This is a genomic window from Phenylobacterium sp. (genome assembly GCF_035569475.1).
Taxonomy (GTDB): domain Bacteria; phylum Pseudomonadota; class Alphaproteobacteria; order Caulobacterales; family Caulobacteraceae; genus Phenylobacterium.
In genome coordinates this window covers 1-18154 of record NZ_DATMNA010000036.1, presented here as the reverse complement: position 1 = coordinate 18154, position 18154 = coordinate 1, and the positions used below count along the sequence as shown (strand labels likewise).

The following is an 18154-nucleotide window of genomic DNA, read 5'->3' as shown; positions in this document are numbered from 1 at the left end:
TAGACCGTGCTGCGGCGCGTCAAGGCTGGGCGGATGCTCTATATCATATTGTTTTTGCACGATATTTGTGACGTCGCGACACATGGTCCGCGACCTGGGTTCAAGAAGCACGGCCGGCCCACTGCCCGACTCCCTTATTGGGCCGCCATGGCCTCCGCCTGGCAGAGGTCGACGCTGACCAGTTGGGAGACGCCGCGTTCGGCCATGGTGACGCCGAACAGCCGGTCCATGCGGGCCATGGTGACCGGATTGTGGGTGATGGCGATGAAGCGCGTCTCGGTGCGCCGGCGCATCTCGTCGAGCATGTTGCAGAAGCGATCGACGTTGGCGTCGTCCAGCGGGGCGTCCACCTCGTCGAGCACGCAGATCGGCGCCGGCTGGGCCAGGAACACCGCGAAGATCAGGGCCGTGGCGGTCAGCGCCTGCTCGCCCCCGCTCATCAGGCTCATGGTGGCCATGCGCTTGCCGGGCGGGCAGGCGTAGATTTCCAGGCCCGCCTCGAGGGGGTCTTCCGATTCGACCAGCCGCAGCTCTGCCTGGCCGCCCTGGAACAGGGCCTGGAAGAGCGTCTTGAAGTGCTCGTTGATCACCTCGAAGGCGGCCAGCAGGCGCTCGCGGCCCTCGCTGTTCAGCTCATGGATGCCCTCCCGCAGCCGGGCGATCGCGCCGGTCAGGTCGCTGCGCTCCGACTGCATGGTCTCCAGCCGCGCGGCGTGCTCGGCGGCTTCCTCCTCGGCGCGCAGGTTCACCGGGCCGATGGCGTCGCGCTGGCGCTCCAGGTTGTAGAGGTGGGCCTCGATTCCCCCGGCGTCGGTGGGGATGGCGACCGCCTCGTCGGCCAGCTTCTGGGCCAGGGCCTCGGGTTCGATGCGGGCGGTTTCGCGGATCTGGGCGGAGACCTCGGCGAGGCGGGCCTGTGCGGCCTCGGAATGGGCGGCGAGGCTGGCGCGGACCTCGCGCGCCTCGGAAGCCGCGGCTTCCGCCCCGCGCAAGGCCCGGTCGGCCTCGGCCCGCTCATGCTCGGCGCCGGCGAGCGCGTCGGAGGACTTGGCGCGGCGGGCCTCGGCCACCGCCAGCTCGTCCAGCAGGGCCGCGCGGCGGGTCTCCAGGGTCTCCGGCGCGGCCTTGGCCTTGGCAAGCTCGGCCTCGGACTTGACGCGGGCCGCGGCCAGGGCCTCCAGGCGCTTGGCGGCGGCGGCGGAGCGGCGGGTCCAGTCCTCGCGGTCGGCGGTCAGCGCCTCCAGGCGCCGCGCGCGGCCGCCCTTCTCGCGGACTTCCACGTCCAGCGCCGCGCGGGCCTCGGCGGCGGCCTCGCGGGCGGGGCCGGCGGCGGCGCGGGCGGCGGCCAGACGCTGGGCGAGGTCCTCGCCGTCGGTCTCGCTGGAGGCGGCGGCCTGGGCGGCGGCGAGGGCCTGTTCGAGCTCGGCCATTTCGGCGGTGAAGCGGGCGATCACGTCGTCGAGCGAGGCGGCATGGGCCTCCTTGCGGGCGGCCTCGCGGTCGAAGCGTTCGAGGGTCGCGCGCGCGGCCAACGTCTTCTGTTCCGCGGCTGGGGTCTCCCGGCGCGCGGCGCGGAGAGCCTCCTCGATGGCCGCGAGCCTCGCGGCGGCCTCCTTCTGGGTCGCCCGAGCGGCCTCGGCCTTCGGCGTCAGGGCCTCGATCTCGGCCTCGACCTCGGCCAGCCGGGTCTTCTGCTCCAGGCGCACGGCGGCGGCTTTGGGCGCGTCGGCGCGGGCGGTGAACCCGTCCCAGCGCCAGAGGTCGCCTTCCTTGGAGACCAGCCGGCAGCCGGGCGCCAGCCCCGCCTGCAGGGCGTCGCCCTGGGCGCGGTCGACCAGGGCGGTGAAGGCCAGGCGCGCGGCCAGCGCGGCCGGCGCCTTGACCAGGCCGCTCAGCGGGGTCGCGCCTTTGGGCCACATCGGCGCCTCGGCGTCACGGCCACCCCAGAAGGACGGCGCCTGCCTGTCGAGGGCGGCGTCGAGGTCATCGCCCATGGCGGCGGCCAGAGCCTTCTCGTAGCCGCGGTCCGGCGAGACCGCGTCCAGGGCCGGGGCGAAACCGCCGCGCTTGGCCTGGGCCACGAGCGCGGCCAGCGCGCGGGCCTCGGCGGTCAGGCGGCCGAGCTGCTCGTCCAGCTTGCGGGCGGCCTCGCGGGCGGAGACTTCGGCGCCTTGCGCGGCCGTGCGGTCTTCCTCGGCCTTGTCGAGGGCGGCGCGGGCGGCGGCGAGCGCCGCCTCGGCGGCCTCCAGCTCGGCCTTGGCCTGCGCCGCTTGCGGATTGACCGCGATGCCCAGGGCCTCGCGCTCGGACTTGGCCTGGTCCAGGGCGCGGCGGGTGCGCGACAGGCGGGCCTGGGCCTCCTCGACCCGATGGGCGGCGGCTTCGCGCACGGCCTCCTGGGCGGCGACCTGGGCGGCCAGGGCCTCGACCTCGGCGTCGGCGGCGGCGCGGGCGGCCTCGGCGGCCTTCGCGGCGGCGTCCAGCTCGGGGATGCGCTCGGGCGCGGCCTTGATCGCGGCCTCGAGGGCCCCGAGGTCGTCCGCGAGGCGGGCGAGCGATGCGCCGGCGTCCTCGACGATATGCTCCTCGCGGGCGCGGTCGGCGTCGATGCGGGCGAGGTCGCCGGTCAGGCGCTCCAGCTCCGCGGCGTGGGCCTCGTGCTCGCGGTCCAGGCGGTCCTTGTCGATGGCCAGCTTGTGCAGGATGGCGGCGGCGATGGTCTCGGCCTCGCGCAGCGGCTTGATCGCCTCTTCCGCAGCCGCCGCGCGCGTGGTGGCCGCGGCGGCGGCCCCGGCCGTGTCCTCGACCGCCCGGATGGCGGCGGCGGCCTCGGCGCCCAGGCGCTCGGCGGCGGCCCTGGCCTCGGCCCAGCGGGCGTAGAGCACCGCGCCCTGCAGGGCGCGGATCTCGGCCGACAGCCTCTTGTAGCGTTCGGCCTGCCGCGCCTCGCGCTTCAGGCGGCCGAGCGTGGTCTCCAGCTCACGGGCCACGTCCTCCAGCCGGGCGAGGTTGGCCTCCGCGGCGCGCAGGCGCAGCTCCGCCTCGTGGCGGCGCGAATGCAGGCCGCTGACGCCGGCGGCCTCTTCCAGGATCATCCGGCGGTTCTGCGGCTTGGCCGCGATCAGCTCGCTGATCTGCCCCTGGCGGACCAGGGCCGGGGAGTTCGACCCGGTGGAGGCGTCGGCGAACAGCAGTTGCACGTCGCGGGCGCGGACCTCGCGGCCGTTGATCCGGTAGGTCGAGCCCTCGCCCCGGTCGATGCGGCGGACCACCTCCAGCACCGGGTTGTCGTTGAAGGCGGCCGGCGCGCGGCGGTCGGAATTGTCGATGGTCAGCGCCACCTCGGCGTGGTTGCGCGAGGGCCGCTTGGCGGCGCCGGCGAAGATCACGTCGTCCATGCCGCCGGCCCGCATCGCCTTGGCCGAATTGGCGCCCATCACCCAGCGCAGGGCCTCCAGCAGGTTCGACTTGCCGCAGCCGTTCGGCCCGACGATCCCCGTGACGCCGGGTTCGATCCGGAACTCGGTCGGATCGACGAAGGACTTGAAGCCCGAAAGGCGCAGCCGCTGGAAGTGCACTTTGCTCTAGCGCCCTCCCTTGCTCGATGACGGGCCCTTGGCGGCCGACGCCATGACCGCGTCGAGGTCTTCCGGCGTCAGCGGCACGGTGTCGATCTTCTTGCCGTTGACGAACAGCGTCGGCGTCGAATTGACCCCGTCCTGCTCGGCGGCGCGCTTGGCGCGGCCGACCACCGCGTCCACCGCGGCCTGGTCCTGCAGGCAGGCGTCGAAATGGGCGGCGTCGACGCCGTTGGCGGCCCCGATCTCGGCCAGGATCGGCTTGACGTTGCCCTCGGTCCAGCGCGGCTGGCTGCGGAACACCTGGTCGACCACGGTGAAGTACTTCCCGGGCCCGGCGCAGCGCGCCAGCAGGAAGCCGGCCGCCGCCACATTGGCTGGCTCGGTGAGCATCTCCTTGAGCGTGTAGCGCACCTTGCCGGTATCGATGTACTTGGCCTTCAGGGCCGGGAACACCGCCTCGTTGAAGTGGCCGCAGTGCGGGCAGGAGAGCGAGGCGTATTCGATCACCTCGATCTTGGCCTTGGGATTGCCCAGGCTCATGTCGTCCGGCAGGGGCGCGGGCGCGCTTACGGCCGCGCCGGCGGCGAGCGCGGCGGCGGCGGCGATCAGGGCGGAGCGGCGGTTCAGCATAGGGCTCCTATCCGGCGGCCTTGGCGATGGCGGCGTCCAGCTCGGGCAGGCTCATCTCGCCCTCGAAGCGGACGCCGTTGATGACGAAGGTGGGAGTCGAGTTGATCTTGTCCACATGCATGTGCCGGTCGGCGCGCGCGGCCAATTCCTTCTCCGCCGCGGTGTCGCGCATGCAGGCGTCGAGCTGCGCCGGCGTCATCCCGCCCGGGTCGGCGGCGATGCGGCTCAGCACCCCGCGCGGGTCGCCGGTGCGGACCATCTCCTCCTGGCCCCGGAACACCGCGTCCAGCACCGGGAAGTAGCGGCCCGGCCCGGCGCAGCGCGCCAGGAGGAACCCGGCCGCCGCCAGGGCCTGCGGCTCGGTGAGGTATTCCTTCAGCGTGTAGCTGACCTTGCCGGTGTCGACGTACTTGGCCTTGAAGGCCGGGAAGACCTCCATGTCCCAGCGGGCGCAGTGCGGGCAACTCGCCGAGGCGTATTCGATCACCTTCACCCGCGCGGCGGGATTGCCCAGGCTCATATCCCCAGGCTGGGCCACCGACGCCGGGTCCGCGGCCCTCTTCGCGCAGCCGCCCAAGCCCAGCCCGCCGGCCGCCAGGACGGCCGCCAGGGCCGCGGCGAGGATGGGACGGGCGAGGGTCATGGCGGGCAGGATCTCCTGGCGAAGGGCGAGTAAAGCCCGATTCCATCCGGCCCCACCAACCGCGCGACAGGCGGCGAGGATCGCGGCGCTTGTTAGTCCAAGGCCCGGCCGCGGCGCAGGACGCCTCGGCCGAGGGCCAGGAGGGCGGTCTTCAGCTTGCCGTCGGGGGCGGCGGCGAGGTCGCTCTTCAGGCCGGCCTCGGCCGCGGCGTCCAGCGGCGGCAGGCGGCGGCGCGGCTTGGCGGCGGGCTCGTATTTGTGCTGCAGCGGGCCCTGGACGATGCGCAGCTTCTGCACCGCGTCGGCGCCCAGGAAGAGGTTCACCCGCGCCAGGATCTCGTGGGCCTGGTGCTGGATGAGCGCCGCCGCCGGCCCGGCCACGCGGATCTCCAGCGACGAAGGGCCGCCGTTGCGGCCACGGGTCAGCTTCACCGGCTCGGTGCGCTTGGCGATCTCGGCGCCCACCACCTCGCGCCAGCGGGCCTCCAGGGCCCCGGAGCCCTGGCCGAACTTGGCGTCGAGCTCCTTCAAGGTCCTGTTCAGCGCCCGGCCGAGCGGCGGCGGCGGGCGGCGCGGCGGCCGCGTGCGCTTGGCGGTCAGGATCCGGAGCGCCTCTTGCGGGCTGGGCAGGTCGCGGCGGGGCATGGCTCCTACCTTATCGTCATCCTCCGGTCGTCTGAAGGACGATCCGGGGCGCTCAAGCTGAATCTGGCAAGATGGCGCGTCTGCCTGGGTTCCCCCGGGATCGCGCTCGCGCGCGACCGGAGGATGACGATATGAGGAGGAGTGAACCCCGCCGCCCTCCGCGCCCAACTGCTCGCCTGGTACGACGCCAACGCCCGCGACCTGCCGTGGCGGGTGGGGCCGAAGGCGCATGCGGCCGGGGTCCGCGCCGACCCCTATCGGGTCTGGCTCTCGGAAGTGATGCTGCAGCAGACCACGGTGCCGCACGCCACGCCCTATTTCCTGGCGTTCACCGCCCGCTGGCCAACGGTGGCGCACCTGGCCGCGGAGGCCGACGGCGAGGTGATGGCCGCCTGGGCGGGGCTCGGCTACTACGCGCGCGCCCGAAACCTCCTGGCCTGCGCCCGGGCTGTGGCCGCCGATCATGGCGGGGTCTTCCCAGACACCGAGGCAGGTCTGCGCGCCCTGCCCGGCCTCGGGCCCTACACCGCCGCCGCCGTCGCCGCGATCGCCTTCGACGAGGCGACCAACGTGGTCGACGGCAATGTCGAGCGGGTGATGGCGCGGCTGTTCGCCGTCGAAGAGCCCCTGCCCGACGCCAAGCCGGAGCTGAAGCGCCTGGCCGGCGGCCTGGTCCGGGATGACCGGCCCGGCGACTGGGCCCAGGCGTTGATGGACCTGGGCGCGACGGTCTGCCGCCCCAAGGCGCCGCTCTGCGACCGCTGCCCGGTCGCAGGTCATTGCGCGGCGCTCGCCGGCGGCGCGCCGGAGAGCTTTCCGCGCCGCACCGCCAAGACCGCACGGCCGCATCGGCACGGCGTGGCCTATGTGCTGACCCGCGGCGACGAAGTGGCCCTGGTCCGGCGTCCGCCCAAGGGTCTGCTGGGCGGCATGCTGGCCCTTCCGACCAGTGACTGGCGCACGGGACCCTGGAGCGAGGCCGAGGCCAGGGCGGCCGCGCCGGCGCCGGCGGACTGGCGGGGCGTGGGCGAGGTGGAGCACGGGTTCACCCACTTCACCCTGACGCTCAAGCTGCTGCGGGCGGAGGGCGAGGCCGACGGGATGATCTGGACGCCGCGGCGCGGCCTCGCCGCCCTGCCCAGCGTCTTCCTGAAGGCGGCGCGGGCCGGGCTCTCGAACCTGCTTTAGTCGGCGACCGCCTCGGCGAGCTTTTCGAGGATCTTCGCCCAGGTCTTTTCGTAGTCGGCCTGGCGGGCCTTATCGGCCTCGGTCACCGAGCCGTCGGCGTTTTCCTGGGTGACGGTGACCTCGGTGCCGGCCTGCTGGGGGGCCAGCTCGATGGTCACAAGATGGGTCCGGTCCGGCGCGGCGGAGCTGGTGTGGGTGTAGCTGAGCCGCCGCCAGGGCTCGAAGGAGCGCACTTCGCCGCGGTCTTCGAACTGCCGGCCGTTGTATTCGCCGCGCATCACGATAGGGCCGCCCACGCGCCACACCGCCTCGACCTCCGCGCCCATCATGTAGGCCTTCATGCCTTCGCGCGAGGTGAGGGTTTCCCATACCTCGGCCTTGTTGGCCGGGATCACCCGCGAGGCCTGCGCCATGGCAGCCATCTTCACCACTCCTGATTGCTGGGAACCGCTTCACAACGCGCGAGGCGCCAAAGGGTCGCGTCGGAACTACGGTGAATGATCAGGTTTGGACGCGCACCCATGGCGTCAGCACCTCATAGACCGGCGGGTTGGTCGCTCCCGTCCGCGTGATCGCCAGGAGCTTCCGCCGAGTCGTCAGTTGGCGCACCGAATTCTGCACCGAGGATTTCGACAGGCCGGTCTCCAGGGCGATGGCCGAGAGGCTGGCGGCGAACCGGCGCTGGCCCCCGTCGGTCCGCGCCCAGAGCCACAGATAGACCAGGAAGGCCGAGGGCGTGCGGTCGTGGCCCACCAGGTCGCGCATCAGGACATCGACGACATAGGGGTCGAGGGCGATCTTTCGAGTCATCTTGGTTACTATAGCAATCATTGGACGAATTGTCCGTCCCGTGGCCGATCCGGCAAAGGTGGGCGGAACAAGCGGAGGCTCCGATGATCACCCACCTGAAGTTCGCCGGCGTGGCATGCCGCGATCAGGACCTGCAACTGAAGTTCTGGACCGAGAAGATGGGCTTCCGGGTGACCACTGACCAGCCGATGGGCGCCCAGCGCTGGATCGAACTCGCCATCGCCGGGAGCCAGACGGGCCTGGTCCTGTTCACGCCGGAGGGCCACGAGGACCGCGTGGGAACCTTCTTCAACGGCTCCTTCGCTTGCGACGACGTCGAGGCGACCCACCGCCAGCTCAGCGCCCGCGGCGTCGAGTTCCGCGGGCCGCCGGAGAAGCAGCCGTGGGGGACCTTTGCGATCTTCAAGGACCCGGAGGGCAACGAGTTCGTGCTGAGCTCACGCTAGGCGAAGGGCCTGGCGGCGAGCCAGATCATGGCCGCGAGGGTCGGATAGAAGGTCAGCCCCAGGCCGAACGCCCGCGCCCAAGGGGCGTAGAGGTAGCCCAGGAAGAAGGCGGCCCGCCCCGCCGCGAACAGGGCCGCCAGCGCCGGGATCAGTCCGAGATCGCGTGGCGCCACGGTCAGCGCCAGCCCCGTCCAGGCGATGGCCGCCAGGACCGTCTGCTCCAGCGTGTTCTGGTTGTAGCGAAGGTTGATCTCCAGGAAGCCCGGCTTCGCCGCCGGTCCCCCGTCGATGGCGTCGGCGCGCAGGAAGCGCTGGTTGGCGGTGAGGCCGAGTCCCGCGAGCAGGCAAAACCCTGGGACCAGGAGCCATCGCCCCGCCAGCGCCAAGCGCTCGGCCGTCGCAACCGCGCCGCCGTCGTGCGAGCCCAGGGCGCGTGACGCCACGACGAGGCAGACGACCACCGCCGCCAGCATGCCGAGCGCGATCAGGACCTGCTTTCGAAGCATCGACCAACCCGGCGCCAGCCTAGGCCCCTATGGCGCCTGCAGCTAGGCCACCAGTTGCTGGCGGACCTTGGCGCGCAGCACGTCGATGGGCGCCAGGCCCTTGTCCGACTTGAAGTGCCAGTAGGTCCAGCCGTTGCAGGCGGGCTGCGACTGCACCATGGCGCCGACCTTGTGGATCGACCCGGAAAGCTCGCCCACCACCAGGCTGCCGTCGGCGCGGACGCGGGCGGCGTGACGGCCCTTGTCGTCGTAGAGCACGTCGCCGGCGCGCAGCAGGCCCGCCTCGACGATCTGGCCGAAGGGGATGCGCGGCTCGGACTTCTTGGAGCCGGTGACGACCATCTCCTCCGCCGTCGCCGGAAGCACCTTGGCGATGCGGTCCTTGGCGAGCTTGGCGTAGGCCTCCTCGCGCTCGATGCCGATGTAGTGGCGGCCGAGCCGCTTGGCCGCCGCGCCCGTGGTGCCGGTGCCGAAGAAGGGATCGAGGATCACGTCGCCGGGCCGGGTCGACGCCAGGATCAGGCGGTGCAGCAGGGCCTCGGGCTTCTGGGTCGGGTGGGCCTTGCCGCCGGTCTCGTCCTTCAGCCGCTCCTCGCCGGTGCAGAGCGGCAGGCTCCAGTCGGAACGCATCTGCAGTTCGTCGTTGGCCATCTTCATGGCGTCGTAGTTGAAGGTGTAGCGCTTGCCGCCCTTCGACTTGGTCGCCCAGATCAGGGTCTCGTGGGCGTTGGTGAAGCGCGTACCCTTGAAGTTCGGCATCGGGTTCGACTTGCGCCAGACGATGTCGTTGAGGATCCAGAACCCCAGGTCCTGCAGCGTCGCCCCGACCCGGAAGATGTTGTGGTAGCTGCCGATCACCCACAGCGCCCCGTCATCTTTCAGAATGCGGCGGCATTCTGACAGCCAGGCCTTGGTGAAGGCGTCGTAGGCGGCGAAACTTTCGAACTGGTCCCAGTGATCGTCGACCGCGTCGACCTTGGAATTGTCGGGCCGCAGGAGGTCGCCGCCCAGTTGCAGGTTGTACGGCGGATCGGCGAACACCAGGTCGCAGGAGCGGTCGGGGAGCTTCCTCAGCGCCTCGAGACAATCGCCCAGGATGATGGTGTCGATGGGAACGGCCATACTCGCCTCTCGGATTCACGAAGCTGAATCGTGGGGCCCTATGGTGAAGGACCCGTTTCGGAACATGGCCAACAGAAGGTTAAGGCCAGATGGCCGCCCAGGGCCTTCCGCACGGCCAAGCTCCAATGTGGCCAAATGCCGGACTCCAATGTGTCGGAAAATTGTCTGTGTAAAATCAATAGCTTAACCTTGGGAGCCTTTTCACGTCATCGCGGGTTTGGACGGCGATGCAGACCCGAGTTACGCCTGGAACCATCTTGCAGAGCGCCCGCGCGGCGGGCCGCGCATGGGGGCTGGCCGCCGCCAGCGGCCTGATGGCCGGCGCAATCGCCTTGGTGCTGATGGTCGGCAACGCCTACACCTTGGACATCGGGCAGGCGGACCCAGGCGCTGATGATGCGGCGCCCGCCCTGAAGACGATCGCTCCCCAGGGGCGCGTGGAGCGCGCGGCATGGTCTTCCGGTCCCGTCGCCGTCGCTATGCCGGCCGGCGCGGCCTTGCACCCTGCGCACAGGAGCGGCGCGCCGCACGCCCTTCTCCTCTCCCTGCAAGGCGTGAGAGACGCCGTCGAGCCCGCGGAAGAGGCGTCCGACGGCGTCGAGGCCGACGCGCCGGGCGTGCTCATCCCCGCGGCGTTCGAGTTCAGCGGGTCCGCGGACGCCGGTTCCTCGGCCGACGATGGGAGCTTCTTCGCCGGGGGCGGGAACAGCGGTGAGCTCGGTCCGCCCTCGGGCGGCGGCGGTTTCCTGTCGAGTCCTTCGGGCGGCGGCGGAGGCGGCGTGGGTGCAGGCGGACAGGCGGCCACCACGACCTCCCAAGGCGTTCAGCCGTTGCTGGCCGCGCCCGGCGTGACCGGGCCGGCCCCCGAGCCGTCGACCTGGGCCTTACTGGCCCTCGGCCTCGGCGGCGTGGGCGCGGCGATGCGCGGCCAGCGGCGCCGGCGCGCGGCCTAGCCGCTCACCGCCTTGGCGGCCAATTCCAGCTTCGTCTTCCTCGCCTGCACGCTAGGCTGCTGCCTGGGCATTCGGTTCCAGGCGTCGAGGGCGGCGACCTTGTATGCCTCGGCCAGCGTCGGATAGTTGAAGGTGTTCTCCACGAAATAGTCGAGCGTGCCCTCGAGGTTCAACACCGCCTGGCCGATGTGGATCAGCTCGGTGGCGCCTTCGCCGACGATATGGACGCCCAGGAGGCGCCGCGTCTCCAGGGCGAACAACATCTTCAGGAAGCCGGAACTGATGCCCATGATGTGCCCGCGCGAGGTCTCGCGGAACCGGGCGACGCCGCACTCGTAGGGAATGCCCCGCTCGCGCGCCTGCTCCTCGTTCATCCCGATCGTCGAGATCTCCGGCACCGAATAGATGCCATAGGGGAAGAACTCCGGCGCCGCCTGGGCGGGCGCGTCGAAGGCATGGCAGGCGGCGATCCGGCCCTGCTCCATCGAGGTCGAGGCCAGGCTCGGGAAGCCCACGATGTCCCCTGCGGCGTAGATGTGCGGGACCGCGGTCTGGAAGCTGGCCTTGTCCACGCAGAGGCGGCCGCGCTCGTCGGTCTCCAGGCCGCAGGCCGCGAGGCCCAGGCCATCGGTCGCGCCTTCCCGGCCAGCGGAGAACAGCACCATGTCGGCGGCGAGCTCCCGGTCGTCGGTGAGCCGCAGGTGGCAGGCCTGCGGGCCAACGACATCGGCGGAGACCACCTTGGCGCCGAAGCGGATGATCACGCCGCGCTCGCGCAGGTCGTGGACGAACTCATCGGCCAGTTCGCGGTCGAGGAACGGCATCAGCACGCTGTTCGGCTCGATGATGGTCACCTTCACGTCCAGCGCCGAGAAGATCGAGGCGTATTCCACGCCGATGACGCTGGCGCCGACCACCACCAACTGGCGCGGGATGCGGGCGATCTCCAGGATCTCGTCGCTGTCGACGATGTTTTCGCCGTCGAAGCCGATATGCGCCGGGCGGAACGGGCGGGTGCCGCAGGCGATCAGGAACTTCTCGGCGGTGTAGTCGGCGACCCCGCCGGAGCCCGTAACCGCCAGGCCGTGCGGGGCGGTGAAGGTGGCCACCCCCTCGACGGTGTCGACGCCGTTGCGCGCGAACTGGTGCTCCAGCACGTCGACCTCGTGGCCGAGGGTGATGTCGAGCCGGCGGCGCAGATCCTCCGCGCCGATGTTCTTCTTGGCGCGGTGGGCGGCGCCGTAGAAGCCGCGCTCGCGCCAGCCCGACAGATTGAGCACCGTCTCGCGCAGGGTCTTGGAGGGAATGGTGCCGGTGTGGACCGAGACCCCGCCCACGCGCCGGCCGCGTTCGACCACCAGCACGCGCTTGTTGAGCTTGGCCGCCTGGATCGCGCCGCGGCGTCCCGCAGGGCCCGATCCGATGACGATCAGGTCGTAGTGGTTGTTCGACAACGTCCCCTCCCCGGCCTTCTGCGGGTCCGGAAACCATAAGGAGCGGGTGTTAAGGTAACCTTGGTGTGCGAACCGGAGACCGCGCGGCGGGCGGTCAGTCCTCGAAGGCGAACTCGTCCTGCGAGGGGAGGCCGCCGATGAGCGCCAGCTTCACCGGAGCCCAGGCGAGGCGATGGATCTCGCAAGGGCCGAGGGTCCGCAGCGCCTCCACATGGACCTCGGCGTGATAGCCCTTGTGGCTGGCGAAGCCGTAGCCGGGATAGCGCTGGTCCATCTCGACCATCAGCCGGTCGCGGGCGACCTTGGCCAGGATCGAGGCCGCCGCGATGGACTTCGACTTGCCGTCGCCGCCCACCACCGTCTTGACCTCGCAGGGCAGGTCGAAGCGGTAGTTGCCGTCCACCAGGGCATAGGCCGGCGTCACCGACAGGCCCTCGACGGCGCGGCGCATGGCCAGGCCCGCGGCGTGCAGGATGTTGAGCGCGGCGATCTCCTCGACGCTGGCGAAGGCCACGCACCAGGCGGCGGCCTTGGCCTTGATCTCCACTTCCAGCGCCTCGCGCGTCTTGGCCGAGAGCTTCTTGGAGTCGTCGAGTCCTTTGGGCACCCGCTTGGGGTCGAGGATCACCGCCGCGGCGCTCACCGGACCGGCCCAGGGCCCGCGCCCAGCCTCGTCCACGCCGCAGACCGGGCCGCCGATGAAGGCCCGTTCCAGGAAGAGCGTCGGCCCCCGCGCCATGGCTAGTCCCCCGTGGTCACGGCGACCACCCTCTCGGTGTGCTTGTTGAGGCTGACCCGCACGAACGGCGGTCCGTCCGACGTCCCTGTCGGGCGATAGAAGGTGACCACCCAGATGGTGGCGTAGTCGTCGACCTGGGCGCGCCAGCCTTCGATCGCCTCCATATGCCGCCGCGCCAGTTCGGTCTTGGCCAGGACCGTGGCGCGGCCCTGGTTGATCTCCCCGAGATGCACCGGCCCGACCGTCTGGCAGGCCGCGACCCCGAGGGCCAGGGTCAGGACGAGCCCCGCGGCCCGGATCATCGCGCCTCTCCCGCCTTGCGGATCGCCTCGTAGCGGAAGCAGCAGGTCAGGTGGTCGTTGACCATGCCGACGGCCTGCATCCAGGCATAGACGATCACCGGCCCCACGAACTTGAAGCCCTTGGCCTTCAGCGCCTTGGAGACCTCCACCGCCAGCGGCGTCTGGGCCGGTACGTCGCCGATGCCGACCGCGCCGGTCTGCAGCGGCTTGCCGTCCACGAAGCCCCAGCAGAAATCGGAGAAGTCCTCGCCCGCGTCGCGCATGGCGAGATAAATCCTGGCTGACTGGATGGCGGCGTCGATCTTGGCGTTGGAGCGGATGATGCCGGCGTCGGCCATCAGCCGCGCCCGGTCGGCCTCCCCATAGCGGGCGACCTTCTCGGGATCGAAGTCGTCGAAGGCCGCGCGGAAGGCCTCGCGCTTGCGAAGGATGGTGATCCAGGCGAGCCCCGCCTGGAAGCCGTCCAGCACCAGCTTTTCCCACAACGCCCGGGAGTCGTACTCCGGTACGCCCCATTCAGTGTCATGGTACGCCTCGTAGAGCGGGTCGCCGGCCATGCCGCGCCAGCCGCATCGGATCAGGGATTCAGCCATCGGCGGCACTCTCAGCCGAGCCGGCGGCCGGAGACAAGAGCGAGGGCGTTCGATGAACTTCGAAAGCTTCGAGTTGTCACAGGTTGAGGTGGGCGAGGACGTCTCGCTGCGGGTGCGGCGCGGCGGATCGGGGCCGCCGCTCCTGCTGCTGCACGGCTATCCCGAGACCCACATGATGTGGGGACAGATCGCCGGCGGCCTGGCCGAGCGGTTCACCATCGTCGCGCCGGACCTGCGCGGCTATGGCCTGAGCGCCAAGCCGCCCTCGAGCGCCGACCACGAGACCTCGTCCAAGCGGGCCATGGCGCGCGACGCCGTCGCCCTGATGGCCCATTTCGGGTTCGCGCGGTTCGACGTGGCCGGCCACGACCGCGGCGGGCGGGTCGGCTATCGCCTGGCGCTGGACCACCCGCAGGCGGTGCGTCGGCTGACCGTGCTCGACATCATCCCCACCGGCGAGGTCTGGGCGCGGATCGATCCCCGCTTCGCCATCGGCTACTGGCATTGGTCGTTCCTGGCGCAGCCGGCGCCCTTCCCCGAAAAGCTGATCGCACACGACCCGGAATACTTCCTGTTCCGCGGCGTCCAGCCGCCGTTCATGACCGACGCGGCCTATGCCGACTACCTGGCCAGCGCCCGGCGGGCCGAGGTGATCCACGGCATGTGCGAGTGCTACCGCGCCGGCGCCGGGTTCGACCGGGCGCTGGACTGGGAGGACAAGGCCGCGGGCCACCACCGGATCGCCTGCCCCGTCCAGGTGCTCTGGGGCGCCAGGGGCGCGGTGGGCGCCTGGTACGACCCCATCGCAGTCTGGCGCGAATGGGCCAGCGACGTGCGCGGCGAGGCGCTGGACTGCGGCCACTTCCTGCCGGAGGAGAAGCCCGCCGAGACCCTGGCCGCCCTAAGCCGCTTCCACGCCGAGGGCCTCTAGCAGCCAGGCCGGGCGTTCCAGCCTCACAGGCCGGCCGTCGACGGTCAGGCTCTGGCCCTCCGCCCGGTCCAGCCGCAGCAGCGCCATGGCGCGTCCCTCGCCGCTGGAGGTCACCACCCCGGCCCGCAGGTCGCCGGCCAGCACCTCGGCGCCCGGCGCGGGCGGCGGCCCGTCGAAGGCGATCGGCAGCATGCGGCTCTTGATCTGGCCGCGGCGCTTCATCCGCGAGGTGGTCTCCTGGCCGACGAAACAGCCCTTCTGGAAGTCGATGCCGTTCAGCAGGTCGAAGTTGGCCTCGATGGGATAGGTCTTGTCCGAACCCCAGTCCGCGGGGCCGGGAACACCGAGCTCCAGCTTGAAGGCGTCGCGGACCGCCTCATCGGCGACGCGTGCGCCGGCGGGCGGCTCGGCGCCATAGCCACGCCAGCCGAGCGCGGGGAGCCGAGGGTCAGCCACAAAGCCCTCTCCCCCTGGCGGGAAGACGGCCTCGCGATGAAACAGGCTCGACACTTGGGTCTCGTCCGGCGCGATCTCCACCTTGGCCCGCAGGCGATACATCGTCAGGCGCTGGACGATCGCCGCGCGATGCTCGGCCAGTACGTCCAGCCAGCCGCCGCCGTCCTCGCGGCCGACCACGAAGAGGTCGTAAAGCAGCCGCCCCTGCGGCGTCAGCAGCGCCCCGAACCGGGCCTCGCCCACGCCCAGCGTCGCCACGTCCTGGGTGATCAGCCCCTGCAGGAAATCCCGCCAGTCCGGTCCGGACAGCGCGATCAGCGCGCGGCTGGGCAGTGGCGCAAAGGTCAGGGTTTCGCTCATCGGCGTAATTTGGGGTGTGCGGCGGTGGAGCGCCAGCACCGCGCGTCCTATAGAGGGCCGATGTCGCGCGGCGCCTTCCCGATCCTGTTCATCACCTCCAACCGGATCGGCGACGCGGTGCTGTCGTCCGGCCTGGTCAAGCGGCTGGCCGACGAGATTCCCAACGCCCGCTTCACTATCGTCGCCGGACCCGTGGCCGCGCCCCTGTTCGAGGAGGTCCCGAACCTCGACCGGGTCATCGTGCTCGCCAAGGCCAAGAACCGCAGCCACTGGATCGAGCTCTGGCGCCAGGTCCGCGGCAGACGCTGGGGCCTGGTGGTCGACCTGCGGGGCTCGGGCCTGTCGCGTTTCGTCTCGACCCGGCGCCGCGCCATCTGGCGCAAGAACACCGGGCCCGCGGTGCACAAGGTGATCGAGGCCGCCCGGATCCTGAAGATCGAGGACGATCCCGCGCCGCCCTACATCTTCACCACCCCGGAAACCGAGGCGCGCGCCGACGAGCTGACCGCCGGCTCCGGCCCGATCCTGGCGCTCGCGCCGGCCGCCAACTGGCTGGGCAAGACCTGGCCCCTGGAGCGCTTCTCCCGGGTCGCCATGCGCCTCCTGGACCCCGAGGGACCGATGAAGGGCGGGCGGCTGATGGTGCTGGGCGGGCCTGCGGACGCCAAGCTCGCCAAGGGCCTGCGCGACGTGGTCATGCGCCACCAGTTCATCAACCTGACCGAGGACACCGACCTGCTCACCGCCTATGCCTGCCTGAAGCGGGCGCGGTTGTTCATCGGCAACGACTCCGGGACCATGCACCTGGCGGCGGCCGCGGGGATCCCCACGCTGGGCCTGTTCGGCCCGTCGGACGAGCAGCTCTATGGGCCCTGGGGCGCCGAGACCCGCGTGGCGCGCGGCCCGCGCAGCTATGAGCAGATCCGCGCCGTTGACCCGGGCTTCGGCCAGGCGCTCTGTCACATGATGGACCTGAGCGTCGAAACGGTGGGCGACACCGCCGAGGAACTGCTCGCGGCCACGGAAAAGGGGACATGACTGAAACCTACGACCTGATCGTCCGCGGCGGCGAAGTGATCAACCACGCCGGCCGCGGCCTGGCCGACGTCGGCGTGCGCGGCGGCAAGATCGCCGCCATCGGGGACCTTGGCCAGGCCAGCGCCGGGGAGGTGTTCGACGCGTCCGGCCTGACCGTCATGCCCGGGGTCATCGACACCCAGGTGCACTTCCGCGAGCCGGGCCTGGAGTGGAAAGAAGACCTGGAGACCGGCTCCCGCGCCGCGGTGCTGGGCGGGGTCGTGGCGGTCTTCGAGATGCCCAACACCGAGCCCACAACCACCGACCCGGACGCGCTCGCCGACAAGCTTTCCCGCGCCAAGGGGCGCATGCACTGCGATCACGCCTTCTACGTCGGAGGCACGCACGAGAACGCCCGCTGGCTGGGCGAGCTGGAGCGCCTGCCCGGCTGCTGCGGGATCAAGGTGTTCATGGGCGCCTCCACCGGCAGCCTGCTGGTGCAGGACGACGAGGGCATCGAGCAGGTGCTGCGCCACGTGAACCGCCGGGCGGCCTTTCACTCCGAGGACGAGTACCGCCTGGCCGACCGCCGCCCGCTGGCTCGCCCCGGCGACTGGACCAGCCACTACGAGGTCCGCGACGCCCAGTCGGCGATCCAGTCCACCGAGCGCCTGGTGCGCATCGCCACCCAACTCGGCAAGCGCATCCATGTGCTGCACGTCACCACCGCCCAGGAGGTCGCCTACCTCGCCGCCCACAAGGACGTGGCGAGCGTCGAGTTCACCCCGCAGCACCTGACGCTGGAGGGCCCGGAGGCCTATGAGCGGCTGAAGGGTTACGCCCAGATGAACCCACCGATCCGCACCGCCGAGCACCGCGCCGCCCTCTGGGCGGGGATGGCCAACGGCGTCCCCGACGTGCTGGGTTCCGACCATGCGCCGCACACTTCCGAGGAGAAGGCCCGGCCCTACCCGGCCTCGCCTTCCGGCATGCCCGGCGTGCAGACCCTGCTGCCGGTGATGCTGACCCACGTGGCGGAGGGGCGGCTCAGCCTGGAGCAACTGGTCGACCTCACCAGCCACGGCGCCAACCGCCTGTTCCAGCTGGCCGACAAGGGCCGCCTGGCGGAGGGTTACGACGCCGACCTGACCATCGTCGACCTGAAGGCCCGCAAGACCATCCGCCACGACATGATGGCCAGCCGCGTCGGCTGGACCCCATTCGACGGCATGGAGACCAAGGGCTGGCCCATGGCGACGATCATCCGCGGGACCGTGGTCATGCGCGACGGCGAGGTGGTGGCCCCGCACCTGGGCGACCCGTGCCGGTTCCAGGAGACCCTGGTCGCTTAGGCCAGCCCCAGCTCGCGCCTCGCGACCTTCGTCAGCTTGGCGGCGATCAGGGCGTGGGCGTTGGTCAGCCAGTCGGCCATGTCCTCGTCCGGCGCGCCGTCCAGGTCGACGATCACCCAGGAGCCCTTGTGCAGATAGGGCGCCTGGCGGGCCGGCCCGCCTTCGGTCAGCGCCACGAAGCCGATCTCGCTGACCTTGAACGACAGCCCGCCGCGCAGGCCGCAGATGGCGAACACCTTGCCGCCCACCTTGTACACGTCCGAGCCGCCCCATTGGACGACCTTGGTCGTGGCCTGCAGGCCCATGGCCGCCGCCTCGACCTGCTCGCGGGTCAAACGGCGAGCCCCAGGGCCGCGCGCTGCTTGCGCGGCAGCTTGGCGGCGACGAGGCCGTGCGCCGTCGCCAGCCAGTCCATCACCTCCGCGTC

20 protein-coding genes are annotated in these 18154 nt (G+C 71.2%); 6 read left to right on the top strand and 14 right to left on the bottom strand.

Going from position 1 to position 18154, the window contains the following annotated elements:
- Window positions 1-134: 134 nt before the first annotated feature.
- The 4 genes from smc to VNW53_RS05130 form a co-directional block, all read right to left on the bottom strand.
- Window positions 135-3578 (bottom strand): chromosome segregation protein SMC, encoded by a 3444-nt coding sequence (gene smc / locus VNW53_RS05145; RefSeq protein WP_325554023.1) that lies wholly within the window; start codon window positions 3576-3578, stop codon window positions 135-137.
- 6 nt (window positions 3579-3584) lie between these two features.
- Window positions 3585-4211, bottom strand: coding sequence for a DsbA family protein (locus VNW53_RS05140; protein WP_325554021.1), 627 nt, complete (start codon window positions 4209-4211; stop codon window positions 3585-3587).
- A gap of 7 nt (window positions 4212-4218) precedes the next feature.
- Window positions 4219-4854 (bottom strand): thioredoxin domain-containing protein, encoded by a 636-nt coding sequence (locus VNW53_RS05135; RefSeq protein WP_325554019.1) that lies wholly within the window; start codon window positions 4852-4854, stop codon window positions 4219-4221.
- 92 nt (window positions 4855-4946) lie between these two features.
- Window positions 4947-5498, bottom strand: a complete 552-nt coding sequence (locus VNW53_RS05130; RefSeq protein ID WP_325554018.1) for a DUF721 domain-containing protein — start codon at window positions 5496-5498, stop codon at window positions 4947-4949.
- A gap of 141 nt (window positions 5499-5639) precedes the next feature.
- Here VNW53_RS05130 and mutY point away from each other — a divergent pair, with 141 nt between their 5' ends.
- A complete protein-coding gene (gene mutY, locus VNW53_RS05125; protein ID WP_325554017.1) occupies window positions 5640-6686 on the top strand; it encodes an A/G-specific adenine glycosylase in 1047 nt (348 codons plus the stop codon).
- On the opposite strand, the gene VNW53_RS05120 is transcribed toward mutY, so the two are convergent.
- Window positions 6683-7108, bottom strand: a complete 426-nt coding sequence (locus VNW53_RS05120; protein ID WP_325554016.1) for an SRPBCC domain-containing protein — start codon at window positions 7106-7108, stop codon at window positions 6683-6685. The two genes, mutY and VNW53_RS05120, sit on opposite strands and share 4 nt — an antisense overlap.
- Window positions 7109-7187: 79 nt before the next feature.
- Window positions 7188-7496 carry a helix-turn-helix domain-containing protein gene (locus VNW53_RS05115; protein ID WP_325554015.1) on the bottom strand — a complete coding sequence of 103 codons (309 nt, stop codon included), beginning with the start codon at window positions 7494-7496 and terminating at the stop codon, window positions 7188-7190.
- 83 nt (window positions 7497-7579) lie between these two features.
- Between VNW53_RS05115 and VNW53_RS05110 the strand changes: the two genes are divergently transcribed.
- On the top strand, window positions 7580-7942 hold the full coding sequence (locus VNW53_RS05110) for a VOC family protein (RefSeq protein ID WP_325554014.1): 363 nt from the start codon (window positions 7580-7582) through the stop codon (window positions 7940-7942).
- Here VNW53_RS05110 and VNW53_RS05105 read toward each other — a convergent pair.
- Together VNW53_RS05105 and VNW53_RS05100 are read right to left on the bottom strand one after the other, a co-directional pair.
- Window positions 7939-8448 (bottom strand): MAPEG family protein, encoded by a 510-nt coding sequence (locus VNW53_RS05105; RefSeq protein WP_325554013.1) that lies wholly within the window; start codon window positions 8446-8448, stop codon window positions 7939-7941. The genes VNW53_RS05110 and VNW53_RS05105 overlap by 4 nt on opposite strands.
- Window positions 8449-8490: 42 nt before the next feature.
- A complete protein-coding gene (locus tag VNW53_RS05100; protein WP_325554012.1) occupies window positions 8491-9570 on the bottom strand; it encodes a site-specific DNA-methyltransferase in 1080 nt (359 codons plus the stop codon).
- A 257-nt stretch (window positions 9571-9827) separates the two neighbouring features.
- On the opposite strand from VNW53_RS05100, the gene VNW53_RS05095 reads away from it, so the two are divergent.
- Window positions 9828-10523, top strand: a complete 696-nt coding sequence (locus VNW53_RS05095; RefSeq protein ID WP_325554011.1) for a PEP-CTERM sorting domain-containing protein — start codon at window positions 9828-9830, stop codon at window positions 10521-10523.
- Here the strand turns inward: VNW53_RS05095 and sthA are convergent.
- From sthA to VNW53_RS05075, 4 genes are all read right to left on the bottom strand, one after another.
- Complete coding sequence (sthA, locus tag VNW53_RS05090; protein WP_325554010.1) at window positions 10520-11977, bottom strand: Si-specific NAD(P)(+) transhydrogenase; 1458 nt, start codon at window positions 11975-11977, stop codon at window positions 10520-10522. The two genes, VNW53_RS05095 and sthA, sit on opposite strands and share 4 nt — an antisense overlap.
- Window positions 11978-12071: 94 nt before the next feature.
- Window positions 12072-12716 (bottom strand): ribonuclease HII, encoded by a 645-nt coding sequence (locus VNW53_RS05085; RefSeq protein WP_325554009.1) that lies wholly within the window; start codon window positions 12714-12716, stop codon window positions 12072-12074.
- A gap of 2 nt (window positions 12717-12718) precedes the next feature.
- On the bottom strand, window positions 12719-13018 hold the full coding sequence (locus VNW53_RS05080) for a hypothetical protein (protein WP_325554008.1): 300 nt from the start codon (window positions 13016-13018) through the stop codon (window positions 12719-12721).
- Window positions 13015-13611: a DNA-3-methyladenine glycosylase I gene (locus tag VNW53_RS05075; RefSeq protein WP_325554007.1), complete on the bottom strand. Its 597-nt coding sequence runs from the start codon at window positions 13609-13611 to the stop codon at window positions 13015-13017. Before VNW53_RS05075 ends, VNW53_RS05080 begins: the two co-directional genes overlap by 4 nt.
- A gap of 52 nt (window positions 13612-13663) precedes the next feature.
- Here VNW53_RS05075 and VNW53_RS05070 point away from each other — a divergent pair, with 52 nt between their 5' ends.
- Window positions 13664-14542, top strand: coding sequence for an alpha/beta hydrolase (locus VNW53_RS05070; protein ID WP_325554006.1), 879 nt, complete (start codon window positions 13664-13666; stop codon window positions 14540-14542).
- Here the strand turns inward: VNW53_RS05070 and VNW53_RS05065 are convergent.
- Window positions 14513-15358 carry a folate-binding protein YgfZ gene (locus tag VNW53_RS05065; RefSeq protein WP_325554005.1) on the bottom strand — a complete coding sequence of 282 codons (846 nt, stop codon included), beginning with the start codon at window positions 15356-15358 and terminating at the stop codon, window positions 14513-14515. The genes VNW53_RS05070 and VNW53_RS05065 overlap by 30 nt on opposite strands.
- Window positions 15359-15418: 60 nt before the next feature.
- Between VNW53_RS05065 and VNW53_RS05060 the strand changes: the two genes are divergently transcribed.
- Together VNW53_RS05060 and VNW53_RS05055 are read left to right on the top strand one after the other, a co-directional pair.
- Complete coding sequence (locus tag VNW53_RS05060; protein ID WP_325554004.1) at window positions 15419-16396, top strand: glycosyltransferase family 9 protein; 978 nt, start codon at window positions 15419-15421, stop codon at window positions 16394-16396.
- Window positions 16393-17727, top strand: coding sequence for a dihydroorotase (locus tag VNW53_RS05055; RefSeq protein ID WP_325554003.1), 1335 nt, complete (start codon window positions 16393-16395; stop codon window positions 17725-17727). The genes VNW53_RS05060 and VNW53_RS05055 overlap by 4 nt, the downstream gene beginning before the upstream one ends.
- On the opposite strand, the gene VNW53_RS05050 is transcribed toward VNW53_RS05055, so the two are convergent.
- Window positions 17724-18062, bottom strand: coding sequence for an MmcQ/YjbR family DNA-binding protein (locus VNW53_RS05050; RefSeq protein WP_325554002.1), 339 nt, complete (start codon window positions 18060-18062; stop codon window positions 17724-17726). The two genes, VNW53_RS05055 and VNW53_RS05050, sit on opposite strands and share 4 nt — an antisense overlap.
- Window positions 18063-18154 lie beyond the last annotated feature (92 nt).

Coding starts and splice junctions, on each gene's coding strand:
- VNW53_RS05140 (WP_325554021.1), bottom strand. CDS start 4,211: ATGCTGAACCGCCGCTCCGCCCTGATCGCCGCCGCCGCCGCGCTCGCC.
- VNW53_RS05135 (WP_325554019.1), bottom strand. CDS start 4,854: ATGACCCTCGCCCGTCCCATCCTCGCCGCGGCCCTGGCGGCCGTCCTG.
- VNW53_RS05130 (WP_325554018.1), bottom strand. CDS start 5,498: ATGCCCCGCCGCGACCTGCCCAGCCCGCAAGAGGCGCTCCGGATCCTG.
- VNW53_RS05120 (WP_325554016.1), bottom strand. CDS start 7,108: ATGGCTGCCATGGCGCAGGCCTCGCGGGTGATCCCGGCCAACAAGGCC.
- VNW53_RS05115 (WP_325554015.1), bottom strand. CDS start 7,496: ATGACTCGAAAGATCGCCCTCGACCCCTATGTCGTCGATGTCCTGATG.
- VNW53_RS05110 (WP_325554014.1), top strand. CDS start 7,580: ATGATCACCCACCTGAAGTTCGCCGGCGTGGCATGCCGCGATCAGGAC.
- VNW53_RS05105 (WP_325554013.1), bottom strand. CDS start 8,448: ATGCTTCGAAAGCAGGTCCTGATCGCGCTCGGCATGCTGGCGGCGGTG.
- VNW53_RS05100 (WP_325554012.1), bottom strand. CDS start 9,570: ATGGCCGTTCCCATCGACACCATCATCCTGGGCGATTGTCTCGAGGCG.
- VNW53_RS05085 (WP_325554009.1), bottom strand. CDS start 12,716: ATGGCGCGGGGGCCGACGCTCTTCCTGGAACGGGCCTTCATCGGCGGC.
- VNW53_RS05080 (WP_325554008.1), bottom strand. CDS start 13,018: ATGATCCGGGCCGCGGGGCTCGTCCTGACCCTGGCCCTCGGGGTCGCG.
- VNW53_RS05075 (WP_325554007.1), bottom strand. CDS start 13,611: ATGGCTGAATCCCTGATCCGATGCGGCTGGCGCGGCATGGCCGGCGAC.
- VNW53_RS05070 (WP_325554006.1), top strand. CDS start 13,664: ATGAACTTCGAAAGCTTCGAGTTGTCACAGGTTGAGGTGGGCGAGGAC.
- VNW53_RS05065 (WP_325554005.1), bottom strand. CDS start 15,358: ATGAGCGAAACCCTGACCTTTGCGCCACTGCCCAGCCGCGCGCTGATC.
- VNW53_RS05060 (WP_325554004.1), top strand. CDS start 15,419: ATGTCGCGCGGCGCCTTCCCGATCCTGTTCATCACCTCCAACCGGATC.
- VNW53_RS05055 (WP_325554003.1), top strand. CDS start 16,393: ATGACTGAAACCTACGACCTGATCGTCCGCGGCGGCGAAGTGATCAAC.